Annotated in this window: 7 protein-coding genes and 1 pseudogene; 4 read left to right on the plus strand and 4 right to left on the minus strand. The window is 41.8% G+C overall.

Features of this window, described 5'->3' with window-relative positions:
- Window positions 1-11 precede the first annotated feature (11 nt).
- Window positions 12-746 carry a hypothetical protein gene (locus tag ET464_RS01395; protein ID WP_129437602.1) on the minus strand — a complete coding sequence of 245 codons (735 nt, stop codon included), beginning with the start codon at window positions 744-746 and terminating at the stop codon, window positions 12-14.
- Between the two features lie 278 nt (window positions 747-1,024).
- On the opposite strand from ET464_RS01395, the gene sigK reads away from it, so the two are divergent.
- On the plus strand, window positions 1,025-1,723 hold the full coding sequence (gene sigK, locus ET464_RS01400; protein WP_129437604.1) for an RNA polymerase sporulation sigma factor SigK: 699 nt from the start codon (window positions 1,025-1,027) through the stop codon (window positions 1,721-1,723).
- Window positions 1,724-1,888: 165 nt separating this feature from the next.
- Here sigK and ET464_RS01405 read toward each other — a convergent pair.
- Window positions 1,889-2,763 (minus strand): annotated as a pseudogene (locus tag ET464_RS01405) (IS3 family transposase).
- A gap of 329 nt (window positions 2,764-3,092) precedes the next feature.
- Here ET464_RS01405 and ET464_RS01410 point away from each other — a divergent pair.
- The 3 genes from ET464_RS01410 to ET464_RS01420 are packed head-to-tail and all read left to right on the plus strand — an operon-like array spanning window position 3,093 to window position 11,142.
- On the plus strand, window positions 3,093-5,171 hold the full coding sequence (locus tag ET464_RS01410) for a hypothetical protein (protein WP_129437606.1): 2,079 nt from the start codon (window positions 3,093-3,095) through the stop codon (window positions 5,169-5,171).
- Window positions 5,172-5,219: 48 nt separating this feature from the next.
- Window positions 5,220-10,628 (plus strand): RHS repeat-associated core domain-containing protein, encoded by a 5,409-nt coding sequence (locus tag ET464_RS01415; RefSeq protein WP_129437608.1) that lies wholly within the window; start codon window positions 5,220-5,222, stop codon window positions 10,626-10,628.
- 10 nt (window positions 10,629-10,638) lie between these two features.
- Window positions 10,639-11,142, plus strand: coding sequence for a hypothetical protein (locus ET464_RS01420; RefSeq protein WP_129437610.1), 504 nt, complete (start codon window positions 10,639-10,641; stop codon window positions 11,140-11,142).
- Window positions 11,143-11,402: 260 nt separating this feature from the next.
- Here ET464_RS01420 and ET464_RS01425 read toward each other — a convergent pair whose 3' ends face one another.
- On the minus strand, window positions 11,403-12,623 hold the full coding sequence (locus ET464_RS01425; RefSeq protein WP_129437612.1) for an IS256 family transposase: 1,221 nt from the start codon (window positions 12,621-12,623) through the stop codon (window positions 11,403-11,405).
- Window positions 12,624-12,894: 271 nt separating this feature from the next.
- The gene (locus tag ET464_RS01430) at window positions 12,895-13,788 is read right to left on the minus strand and encodes an IS3 family transposase (RefSeq protein ID WP_165279865.1); all 894 of its coding nucleotides are present in this window, start codon (window positions 13,786-13,788) and stop codon (window positions 12,895-12,897) included.
- Window positions 13,789-13,813 lie beyond the last annotated feature (25 nt).

The raw sequence follows: 13,813 nt of genomic DNA on the forward strand, positions 1-13,813 counted from the left end.
TTGCTGTGTCTCTAGCCTTGCGGCAATTTCTCGTAAATTCGCGCCGTAACTTCGGCATCATGTTGTTCTGCAATCTGAAGCACAAGCTTGTGGATCGTCTCTACATCGGGCAGGCTGTAACGCGGGTGTAAAGTTAATACGTTATTGGTGGCGCAGCGGGATAGTTCCTGTTTCGTATCAAACGAAGAACGGAAATAATAAATTTCCGCTTCTTCTCCGCCGAACTCGCGCAGCGGCTGCAGCTGTCCCAGCAGATGAAGCTGTTCTTTGGCGTGCTGCTTATGTGCCGGATTCGTGAAACGCATCGTCACCTTCATCACTTTGCCGCTGTTCAAATCGCTTGATTCCTCGCCCTCCGGCGCAAACCTGGCGATGAAGTTGAAGTGATGGGCAGGTGAAGCGGCTGCATCTGTAATGGAGTTAAGCCTTCCGAAGTTTGCTCTGACACCTAACAGCTGTACGATTTCAGCAGCGTAATCCGGTGCGGCTTCATTCGTACTCCAGTCCGCCAGCTCGATCCACACCTGCCGCTCCAAGTCAGCGGATAGAAGAATAAGCCGATAATCCGACCGTTTGTCTCGCGGCTTTCCGTCATCCCCGATATACAAGCCGGGTACGTTCGCGTACGGCTGCGGGACATCCCCGGCAAATAAAGAGAAGCCTCTGATGTTGCCGATATCCTCTAAATGCCGAATTGCTTGCGCAGCACATTCAGGAGAAGTTCCGTCGATTCGTAATATGGACATGCCTGATCCCCTCCATTCTCACCTTGTTGTAAAACGATATGCCGCTAGCTCCGGCGGCATAACTTATAGTTGCTTATGAAACGACAAAAAACATGGTCCATCCTCCCAATTCGTTGATTGGAAGGCGTGTGCGGAGTTAACCCGTTTGCCCCTCCAGGGGCAAAATAAAATGGCGTACAGGCACGAGTAGGCAGCCGCCCACATACAATGTAGAACCATACATCACGGTGGGCGGGGCGGAGGAGCTGCCCGGCAATTCGACATGGGGGTGCCTGTACATGGGATTATTCGCAGCTATTGCGCTTTTCATTAAACAGCTGTCGCTGCTTGTTTCGTACGTTAAAAACAATGCATTTCCTCAACCGCTGCATGAGGATGAAGAACTGAAGCATTTGCAGCTTATGGCACAAGGGGATCAGCATTCCCGTAACCTGCTGATTGAACATAATTTGCGTTTGGTAGCACATATCGTCAAGAAATTCGACAATACGGGCGAGGATCTTGAGGATCTTATTAGTATTGGTACGATTGGCCTGATCAAGGCGATCGAAAGTTTTCAGACCGGAAAAGGGACGAAGCTCGCGACATTTGCTGCCCGTTGTATCGAGAACGAAATACTTATGCATTTGCGTTCATTAAAGAAGACACGCAAGGATGTCTCCTTGCACGACCCGATCGGAACGGATAAGGAAGGCAATGAAATTACGCTGATAGACATCCTCGGCACAGAAGCCGATGATGTCGAAGACAAGGTGCAGCTCAAGATCGAGAAAAGCAAAATATACCGCAATCTCGACATCCTCGACGACCGCGAGCAGGAAGTCATCCGCGGCCGGTTCGGCCTCGACCAGGGCGGCGAAGAGCGGACGCAGCGCGAAATCGCGAAGGAGCTGGGTATCAGCCGCAGCTATGTGTCGCGGATTGAGAAGCGGGCGCTGATGAAGCTGTATCATGAGTTTTATAAGGCGAAGAAGTGAGCGGGGAATTGGGAATTGACTTAAACATCAAACGGCAAAATAAGAATAGAAACAAACCCATCCGTAAAATGAAGTAACCCCCTTATAGGATATTGGAAAAACACCTTAGAGTATATTGGACTGACCCCTCCATTAATGAAACAGGGATCAAAATACTTTGATTTATCAAGCAGCCAGTTGCCGATATTCAATCGGTGACTGGTTGTTTAGTTTCGCTTGAATACGAATTGCGTTATAGTAACGGATGTTCGTTTGCACCGTTTGTACGACGATTGCCGTTATCGTGCAAGTGAGTTTTTCGAGGTATCCTGTTTATCTCATGTACTATAGGCGATAACTTCACCATTCTACAGATCCCATATACTCGACAAATACATTAGACAGTTCCCAAATGGCAAATAGGTTATGACGGTGACCAGCTTTTGCGCTCTGCCACATAGGAGGGCTGTCCGGTTTGCTTGCGTTTCTTCCTCTTAACCCGGCACCGCCATCCGTGCTGTTGCATGATCCGTTGTGTGGTTAACGTTCTTTTGGAGGCGCAGCTGCGCTGTGATCTTCCGGTATCCGTAACGGAAATGATGCTTCTGGAACAGCTGTTGAATGCGTGTAATGAGGCCGTCCGGCTTTGTAGACAAGTCGCACTTCTTCCAGCGGTAATACATACGTAGAACGCGGAAGTCCGACCCCGTCACAAGCTTGCTGAACGGTAACGATGTCTCGAATGCTTTCCATCCATGGAATTACGACTTCAAGCGACAGCTCCTTTCCAACGCCTTGGACTCTTTTAACACTTCTGATGTGACGCCTCAGGATACGGTTCTCTGCACGTAGTTTCTCCATCTCTGTGCCAAATTCCGCACCTTTACTATAGCTGTGTTGCTTTCAAAGCGATGTTGTTCTCCATTTCGGTACCAGCGGAACCACGTTTTCAATTGCGTCTTGTTTCGAATACCCAACTCATCCATAACTTCACGTACAGCCAACCTCATTTCAGTTGCTTTCATCTTCGTTTCTACGGGGTAACTGAATCTTGTTGCCACTGCAAAAACACCTTACATTTTTTTGATGCAAGGTGTTTTGATTTGTCTCACGCTTTGGGGAAGTCCCTTTTACGGAGGGGCTTGTTTTTGTAGGTATAATCTCAACCAAACAGCTCTTTCTAGGTATTCTTCTGCTCATATCAAAACTACTTTGTCTATATCATTTGTACAGAAACTATTTGCGTTATATATCAATGGGGAAGATGTTTATTATTACGGTCATATCAATTATTTTTACAAAAAATTAAATTTCAAATATATAATTAAATGATATTATATAATTGTAAATATATGTTTTTTATGTAAATATTAAAAAGGGGGATTGAAAATTGAAAGGAAAATCACTGCCAATAATTCTTTTTCTTGCAATATGCGCATGGATAATGCAAAGCGCTTTATTTCAGCAAGACATTGCTTTCGGACGTTCTGAAATAAGTGAATCTAGTGAGGTTGCTAATAGTACGGTTTCAGAAAGTAGTTTAGGAGTTGAGCAGAGTGAAGAAGATAAAACAGAAAATGTTACTAATGCAACTTATAACCAGATGGGAAATGACCAAGAATTATTACAGTTGGGAAATAAGCTTAAATCACTTAGTACTATAGCATACCAAGAAAATAATTATGAATTAGCTAAGGAAATAATGGACGAATATTATTCATTGTTATTAAAAAGTGCACAGTTTGATAATGACAATAATAGTAATTCTATAGATTTTACAGAATTGACGAATGAATATTTATCAGAAATACAAAATTATAGTAGGTTGGATTCAAATAGTTCCTATAGTGATTACACTGAAATTGCTAGAAGTTCCTCAATAATTGCTACCTCTACTTTCGAAAATCAGGAAGTTTTGTTAGATAAACCTTTCGATGTTGCTGTAGGTGGCAGCAACTATTATACCTTTATCCCACTTGAGAGTGGAAACTACCAACTGAAAACTGATAATGACGCTGACGAGAGTGTGGCGATTTATGCAGATAATTTAATGACTGGAAGATTGATATCGAATGACTATTATGATTCTATAATCCAATTTTATTCCTTATCTGGAAATACATATATTATTGAGATTGATAATTGGGACGAAATTAATAGAGCGATTCTTAATAAGACTGATACCTTACAAATAAAAAACATTGTTGATATTTCATTGACTGATGATTCTTATCAAGAGTTAGACTACATCCCTAAACAATCAGGAGAGTACAAAGTTATTACTGGAGCTTACGGAGGCTTCGGTTATACTTCTCCAACAGATGTCTCAATTTATGATGTAAAAGACAAATATAAACTTATAGCCAATGGTTCTTCTGCTACTATTAGATTATTAGCTGGTCAAGAGGTCATTATTGCCATAGAAGATGAAGATGGCGCTCCGCTGCACACACGAGTACATATTACATCTGCGAATAACTCTGATCTTTTAGAGGAAGTGCCAGTCGATTTATCAGTAGAAAGTGGCGGATACATAACACTTGAATTGAATCCATTAACTACTGGGAATTACACATTGTTTACTGATTATTTCGAAGGACAAAATACTGGATTTGAACCAGATACTGTTATAACACTCTATGATGAACAATATAAATTATTAAGTTATAACGACGATAAAGATCGAAATTCTTTGCTGTCATCGTTAAGTAATGAAATTAAGTCTAGAACAACTTATTACGTTAGAGTTGAAGGCTTTATGGAAAGGCAGATTAAGACAAGATTAACTGCCGTTTACACACCTCCTGATGTGACGCCGCCAACATCACCAGTAATTTATGCATCTGGTAAAACTACTAATTATACAAATGGACAGTGGACTAATGATAAAGTGACAATTCATATCGGAGACCCCGCTTCACCAGATACTAATATCATTCAAATTAAGATTGGTGAAACTTCAAATTGGGTTGATACTGATCCGTATACTTATTATGACATCAATACAGAGGGGATAACTAAAATTTATGCGAGAGTTATAGATACGAGTGGAAATATGAGTAATCCAGCCGAACTTGAAGTCAAAATAGATAGAACAGGACCATCATCACCATCTTTTAGTGTTTATAAGAGTATTAACGGTAACATCCAATTTAGTATTAATAATGGGGTTGATTTGGGCAGCGGTATATTTAAAAGCCAATATAAAGTTGGTGAATCGGGAGAATGGACAGACTATTTAGGTGGTATTGTTGATTTAGTAGATGAAAAGCAGAAAATTTACATTAGAAGTGTTGACAATATTGGGAACATCGGTTCAGAAAACTATTATAAGGAACCCATTAATTTAGAATATAGCTATACACCTGATAATAAACTACAGTATATTTCAAACTCAGAAACTGGTGAAGTTATTTATGAGTTTATTTATGATAATAACGGCAATTTAGTAAGAATAATTAAAGAGTAATGCATTTTAATTTCGTAGTTTATCTTTTGAATAGGAGAGGATATAGCATTGCGTATTTCAAAAATAATAAATCAAATCATAATAGTTGCTCTACTAACTACTATATTAACCGGCTATGACTACAACTATGCTTCAGCAGAAGGATCTATTCATGATGCAACTACTGATGAATCTACAATCATTACAGAAGAACAAAATAACGAAAAAGCGGATGTTGAATCTACAAATACTCAATACTGGGAAATATTCACAAATGAGCAAGTCGAAATTATAAGAAATCAGTTTTCGACTGAAATGAAACAGATTGCAACTTACTACTATCCAATCTTGACACGTCTTTTAACCACGAAGCAATCGATTGAAATGTTGGAATGGTCGACAAAAGACGTGATGGCACGTGTAGAAAAGTTAGATTCTGCTCAATATCAATTACTCGAAGAAACTACTCCTGCTGTCGTTCATGACTACGAGTCGACTCGTGATCCTGAATCATTTACAAGCACTGTTGCTGAAATGATTGAGGGCAATCATTCATTATCTCCTTCCAATGAAGTAGAAGCCAATACTTTTTCTGCATCCGCACTAGTAGCAACAGCATCCACAGTCAATGATAATGACTTTGTTTTTACAGAAAAAAATGCAGAAACCAATTACAAAACGAATACCAACGATGTCGTTGATCCGGTATTAAAGACGAGTACGCAGCGTGATGTGGATATATACTTACAAGGACGAAACGGATTAGATGTTTCAATTGAGAGGAGTTATAACTCGCTATATTCTAAAATCCTTGTACCTGGAGCAAGGCTTGGTACAAAAAGTACTGCTTGCAGCAATGATCGTGCAGCAAGTCAATATGGATATTTTAGCAGTGATGTAGGCTTTGACTGTGTTGGTAACGTTTCCTCTCAAGAAGTAATTAGTGATAATCTCAATTTCATAGCAACGGGCTGGCAATTGAACATTCCTACACTTGAGATCGGAAAAGTAAACGGAATAGGCGTTGAAGCTACCATTAATAAAGTTGTCTATAACCGTACTGGAGGCGAGGGGCAGGACAGTTTCACTTTCACATTGGATGATGGATCATCGTATCAGTTCCGTGGGTCGGCTACAAAGCCCTACGGTTATCCTTATGCAAATGTCAAATATCATACAGAGGGTTCAGGTTCTTCGCTGATATACTATCTTGTTATTGATGATTTCATAACCTACAAGTTTAATAAGGACGGAATGATACTGTCTAAACAAAATGCATACGGTGATACTTTAACGTATTCTGTTTCCAATACTCAAATCAAAATTACAGATACCGTAGGACGCATCATTACGATATTGAAAGAAAATAATCGTATAACCCGTGTAAAAGTTACAGATGCACAAAACCATTTGCTTCAAGATATCGGCTACAACGTTACGAGTACAACAGAACAAAAATTAATATTTCGAAATTACAAAACAAGTACCAATGAAATCATTGCAGATAAGGCGTGGGCTACTTATTATGTGCTGAATACTGTAGTGGACAATAAAAATAATAAACAGTTAAAAAAATACACGTATTACGACATCACGTCTAAAACAAAAGCAAGTTACAATTTTGAAGATGATTATATGTATGATCTGGATGATAAACGAAAGCCAATATTAAATGCAGCTGGCGGCAAAAATATGGAGTCTCAGTGGATGTTAGATCAAGACTTCGATACCTATGCCGAAATTAGCTATCTTCTGCTAAAAGAAGTAACGAATGATACAGGCGTATCTATTTATTATGCTTACGATTCTTACGATGATTCCTGGGCAACTAATAATGACCTGAATATTCGTGAATTTGTTAGAGGAACGACCAACCTTTACTTGGACAGCTACATATTGACCTATGTTGGATATCATGAAGTATCAACCGTTCAATTCAAATATACAGCGGCTAATGGTGAAGAAAAGCTACTTACACACTATTATAACGGTTATGGTGCGGGACCTAATAAGGAAGCGTGGCCTCGTTCAAAAACAACTAGTAGTAATGAAATAATCAAGTTTCGATTAGCCGATAGCAAGCGTAAAGGAGATAGGATTAAGACTGAGCTTGCAATAGATTATCCCGACGCGAGTCCAGATGGAGGTTATGTCGGACAGTACCAATCAACTTATTACAACGTTAATAACTACGGTAAATATCTGATTACACTGGAAGAAAACTATAGCATGGATAATAATGAAGGCTCTAACTTTCAAGAAGGGACTAATAATTATATCTATGCTCCATGGCAAACAACCAGTTATTACTATACAGGGGATCAGACAAAACCAACCTATGTGTTTACAGCAGATGACCATGCGAATGGAGATAATTCAAAGCCGGATGCTGTGCGTCAATTCATTGAGGATACAACTTCATCTCCAGTGCCCGAAAACCTATCCCATTACGTTACGCTGACGGAATACACGTATGACAGTTATGGTACTGTAAGCAAGGTTCAAGATACATTAGGAAATACGACTGAGACGATCTATGCCGGGCCATATCATCAGGCTAGTTACAGCAAACAAACTACCACAGATGGAGTGACGAGCGAAACAACAAATGAATTCAATACGGATAACACTTTGAACCAGCAAACGACTACACATACGTACCGTGATCCAGAAAGTAATGCGATAAAAACGGATACTGTCGTCAATCAATATCTGGCATACAACAGTTATAGGCAGCCGGTCCAAGTAAAGCAGTCCAGCAGTGGGGATCAATATTTAACTAATTCGTCGGATCTCATTACGAATTATGTGTATGACCCTAAGGGTCAGCACATCACACAGGAAACGACAAAAACGAAGTTGGGGTTAGGGCAAGGTGCAACCGATTTACCGCTTAACTATGCATATGACGCTTACGATCGATTGATTGAGCAAACCTATCCGGACGGTAATAAAGTAGATTACACATACGATTTTAAGAACAGGATGCTTACTGAAACCTACACACCTTCATCGGCCAACTCAGGAGCACCATTAACGACGTCTTACAGTTATGATGATGTCAATCGAAAAACAACACAGACCTCTCCGAGTGGCGAGAAAACAATTACGTATTATACGGGGTATGGGGACATTGAGAAGCAAACGAAGGTAAATGGAGATATTGAACGTACCATTTTGGTAAATGAAATGGACTCCACAGGTACATTATTGTTAAACAGTTTACCTTACGGTGATGTTTCTCAAAAAACAAGTCAGTCATATGGGACATCTGGGGTTCAAACAGTTACAAATGCACTGGGGCAAAAGACAAACTATTACTATTTAAATGCCGTCTACCAATCCGACATTTCCAGTAGTTATTTACAAAATACCATTCGGGTAGTAGGACCAGATGGCAAAGAAACCGTTACGTATTATGATCGTGCAGGACGGGCAGTTAAAGTCGTCGAGAAAAGCGCTACTGATTTACGAACCACGACGAATAGTTATACCCCATCCGGTCAACTTTCGGAACAGCAAGTAGAGGCACAAGGAAAAACACAGATTACCAAATACAAATATGATGGTGTAGGCAATCTCATTTATGTAGAGGATGCACAAGGACAAAAATACCGGTACACCTACAATAGTTTGGGGGAAATCGTATCTGTATCAATCAATGATGAGGTCCAATATACAAAAAGTTATAACGAAATTGGGTGGCTCTTAAGCAAAACAAATGCCTCAAATAATCAGGAAACCTATGCATATACCGTTAATGGCTTGGTGAATACGTATACTGATAAAAGTAATCAGACAAGTACGTATACTTACACTCCTTATCATGAGGTCAAGCAGGAGTCAGTCGCAAACGCAGCAGGTCAGGCTTTGCTTTGGGTGACATATGCTTATGATCCATTAACGCGACAAGTTACCCGTATAACCACTGATCAGAATGAAAACATAGCTTATCAATATGATGAGTGGGGCAGATTAAAGCAGCAGACGGTTGCAGGTAGAAATTATACATTTGGATATGATGATTCTGACCGTATAACCTCGTTATTGTATCCTGATCAAAAGGCGGTATCGTACAGCTATGATGGCTTGAGTCGATTAAAGTCTGTTCAGTATACAGGGATGGGAACAGTAAATTATACGTATGAAACCTCAAACAACGCAAACACGTATACCATTTCCTACCCGAATGGTTCGAATCAAATTAAGACAACGGATGCCTTTGGACAACTTGACTCTCAAGTGCAAAATGATCGTGGTGGCACAGAGGTATGGAAAGAGAACTTTAGTTATGATGGATTTGGAAATATTGTGGGGATAGACCGGAATAATGCTTCCTACACGTATGCATACGATAAACTAAACCGTATTACTGAGGAGAAGGCACCTGATTCGATCCATCAGTACTCATATGATGAAAGAAGTAATCGGTCATTGATGGCTGTTGTAGATCCGGAATCATTGAAATTAGCGAATACGGAGTATAGTTACAATGCTAAAAATCAATTAATATCCGTTGAGAAAGAGGGGGAGACCTCAAACTACACTTACTACGGCGATGGTTTGCGTGCTTCAAAAACCGTTGATTCGGATAAGACCCGCTATGTGTATGCCAGCGGACACGTCATTGAAGAATTAGACGCTTCCGGAAATGTTAAGGCACGAAACATTTGGGGAAGTGAACTTCTTTATCGAGAGGATAACACAACCAGTAAATCAGGTTATTATTACTATAATGGCCACGGTGATGTTACTTCTATTAAGAGTGCAAATGGAACGTTGCTTAATGCATATAACTACGATATGTGGGGGAATATTCTTTCGAGTTCAGAAATCATGAGCAATCCTTTTAAATATACAGGTGAGGTCTACGATGAGGAGTCTCGTCTGTATTATTTAAGAGCGAGATATTATGATCCATCGGTTGGACGGTTTATTAATGAGGATACGTATGAGGGGCAGATTGACAATCCGCTGAGTTTGAATCTTTATACGTATGTGAGTAATAATCCATTAAAATATACGGATCCATCAGGTAATCTTCCATGTGAAGCTGATGGTGAGCCATGTATTGAAGGGAGTGGAGGAAACGGATTCGGAGGCAGAGGTGGAGGAGGCGCGGCAAGAGGCTCTGGTTCTGGAGTGAAGACCTCTGGCACTAGTAGTGGATCATCCACTCAGGGTGCGGGAGAAGGTGCTGCAAAACTAACAGGTAAAGACATCACATTCAGTGATAAATTCAGTAAGCCTGCGTATAAAAACCAAGTAGCTGATCGTGGGTGGACAAATGAATCTATTGCCGATGCGAGAAACAATCCAGTAAAGACAGGGACATCGAAGAACCCATACACAGGGAATGATGTTACACTATACTATGTTGACGATGTTCACTATGTAGCAGTTGATAAAGGGACAGGCAAAGTAATACAAGTAGCGGATTTAAATAAAGCTGATTGGAAAATGGATTTAACAAAGTAGAGGTGATCGTATGGAGAGGAAAGAAGGAGTCGTAAATGAAATTATTTACGAAAACACTGCTTATCACAATGGGAAGTATAGGTATTATCCTACAATAACAGGATTGAAAAGTTTGATTAAAGAAATAATTGAGTCAAACTCCACCACCAACTATATTAGAGTTACTCCTTTTTATGTGAACGAAAAGATAGACCGTCAAATCGAATTCGATGACTATATGTTCTATATGGAATCTAGAGATCAATTTGATGATAACGATTTAAAAGAGTATATTGGGGCATGTGTTGGTAGAGAGTATGCGGACTTGAATAGTGAAGAAGTTGAATACGGTCAGGTTCTCTATCCATTATTTAAAAATGAGGATGTAGCCACTTTCCAAAAGGCACTAGGAGCATATTTGCATTTTTTAGACGTGTTGATCCCAAAGTTGATGGAAATATCTAGATTGAAAATGGCATTAGTACAAGACGACTTAGCTTTTGGGTACTTTTGTTTTGAGGTTCACTCGGGATAGTATATGTCAAACCTTGATTGGCTTCGTGCCTTTCAAGGTTTTTTCTTTGGCTGGGGTGGGTGACGAATGAACCCATCTTTCAACCAATAACATATCTAACCCATGTAATACCTGAGTAAAGATTTCTCGAAGTCGTTTGTACGCACGTCAATGCTTGATAAAGTAACCTAAATAACGCTATGACGATACACCCCGCGGGTCTGTCAATAATTTCGTGTAAACTCTTTTGTAAGAATCCTCCCCCGAGGGGGAGCGGCCGCCTAGCGAAGATGCTGCCCGACCCGGTCCGGAAAAAAGACGGAGAGCTGGAGGAGCATCTGCCCCCAGTTCTGAACGCGGCCGGTCCATTTACGGATCACGTCCATTGTTGAGAGATAAAGCATTTTGAGCAGCGCCTCATCGGAGGGAAAAATGCTCTTACCTTTGGTCACCTTGCGCAACTGTCGATGGTAGCTCTCGATGATGTTCGTGGTGTAGATCAGTTTGCGGATTTCCGGCGGGTACTTGAAAAAGGTGGCGAGTTCCGACCAGTTCGTGCGCCAGGAACGCACGATGAGCGGGTACTTCGTGCCCCAGATTTCCTCAAAGCGATCGAGTTCCACTAACGCAGCTTCCTCTGTGGCGGCCTTGTAGATCGGCTTCAGATCCGCCGTGACTTTCTTGAGATCCTTGTAGGATACGTAGCGCGTGGAATTCCGGATTTGATGAATGATGCACTTCTGGATTTCCGTCTGAGGGTAACAGGCCGTAATCGCTTGGGTGAAGCCGGTCAGGTTGTCCACACAGGTGATCAGGATATCCTGAACGCCGCGGTTCTTCAACTCATTTAAGACGCTGAGCCAGAACTTCGCGGACTCGTTCTCGCCGATCCACATGCCCAGCACATCCTTGTTCCCGTCCAGATCAATGCCGATGACCATGTAAGCCGCTTTATTCACAATGGCGCCGTCTTGCTTCACTTTAAAATGGATGGCATCCAGGAACACGACGGCGTATACGCTCTGCAGCGGGCGATTCTGCCACTCTTTGATGAGCGGCACGATCTTGTTCGTGACATTGGAGATGAGCGTTGGCGACACCTCAATGCCGTACAACTGCTGCAGATGATCCTGAATCTCGCGTGTGCTGACGCCTTTGGCATAGAGGGCGACGATCTGATCTTCGATGCCCGTGACGTTCGATTGATGCTTTTTCACAACCAGCGGCTCAAAGGCGCCTTCGCGGTCCCGAGGAACAGCGATCTCCTGCTCGCCATATTCGCTGGTGACCGTTTTTCGGCTTTTGCCGTTGCGGCTGTTCGTCGTCTGTTTGCTTTTTGCGTCATGCTTTTCGTAGCCCAGATGCGTGTCCATTTCGGCTTCCAGCATTTCCTGCAGCGTCTCGGCAAACAGATCCTTCAGCGCGTTCTGGGCATCCTGTGCCGTCACCAATTGGTTTTCCTTAATAAACGCGCGCAGCTGTTCTTTCGTCCATAATCCCATGTGTGCTCCCCAACCTTTCTTCTGCTTTCATTGTAATCGGTTTTTGGGAGTTTACACATTTTATTTTATAGACTCCGACATTGACCTGTATGTATATTCGTAACTAGCTATATTCAAAGACATTGATTGGCTTCATGCCCTTCAAGGTTTCTTTTTTGTGGGGCTACCCAGTGCCGAATGAACTCATCATTCAACCAATACCGGTTAAACCCCCGAATATTTGAGTCGCAGTCACTTAAACTAGCGTAAGCTTAGCATCTCTTCGTTTTTCTCAAACTTTAACAATCTTAGCCTGCACTTGATGCATAGCAACTGCTTGACGGAACTGCTGTGGAGCCAGATCATACAGACTTCCGTGCATACGCCGCGTGTTGTAAAAACGAATATAGTTCGCCACAGTCTCGCAAACTTCCTGGTAGCTGTTGAACTCATACCTCTGCAGGCATTCAGATTCCAACAAGCTGTGGAACGATTCAATATGTGCATTCTTGTTCGGAGTCTTCGGAGGAATTCTCTCGTGTGTCACGTCATGCACTACACAAGCATCCTCGAAGACATGAGAAATAAACTGTGGTCCGTTATCGGTGCGAATCACCGGGCGCTGCTTGGTTTTAAATAGCTGTCGCTGCCACAAGGTGCGTTGAATCAATCCTGCAGCATGTTTGCCTTCGCAGGATAGTCCCATATGGAAATCGATGATCTCGCGGTCTAACACATCAATGACGCACAGCAAATAGAAAAAGCGCTGTTCTCCTGCGATATAGCCATACTTAATATCCATTTCCCAGAGCTCGTTCGAAGCTTTAATCTCACGGTTATTCGCCAGTTTGCGCGGATGCTTTAATCGTTTACGCCGCTGTGGCTGAAGCATCTCCATCTCATCGAGCAGCCGGTATACTTTTTTCTTGTTAATCACAAGCTCATACTCACGTCGCAAACAAATCGTCAGCTTACGGTAACCATAGACGTCTGTTTCTCCGTTCAACAGTTCACAGAGCCATTCCTGGATCTGGCCGTCACTAATCGGTATTCCTGTCTTGGTCATCGAGAAACCAGGCACAGGACGACCACCTCTACGCTTTACAGAGACTTGGTTGCCTGGCTGTTTTTTACGGTTGTAATAAGTCTGTTCGCTTACACCGACGATCCGCAGAATGCGGCTCACTGCATGCCCCAGCTCAATCCATTTG

The sequence above is a fragment of the Paenibacillus protaetiae genome (assembly GCF_004135365.1).
In the GTDB taxonomy this organism is placed as follows: Bacteria; Bacillota; Bacilli; order Paenibacillales; family Paenibacillaceae; genus Paenibacillus_AP; species Paenibacillus_AP protaetiae.

What these genes read in the sequence shown, in the direction of transcription:
- ET464_RS01395 (WP_129437602.1), bottom strand. Translation starts at nt 746, where the DNA reads ATGTCCATATTACGAATCGACGGAACTTCTCCTGAATGTGCTGCGCAA.
- ET464_RS01420 (WP_129437610.1), top strand. Translation starts at nt 10,639, where the DNA reads ATGGAGAGGAAAGAAGGAGTCGTAAATGAAATTATTTACGAAAACACT.
- ET464_RS01425 (WP_129437612.1), bottom strand. Translation starts at nt 12,623, where the DNA reads ATGGGATTATGGACGAAAGAACAGCTGCGCGCGTTTATTAAGGAAAAC.
- sigK (WP_129437604.1), top strand. Translation starts at nt 1,025, where the DNA reads ATGGGATTATTCGCAGCTATTGCGCTTTTCATTAAACAGCTGTCGCTG.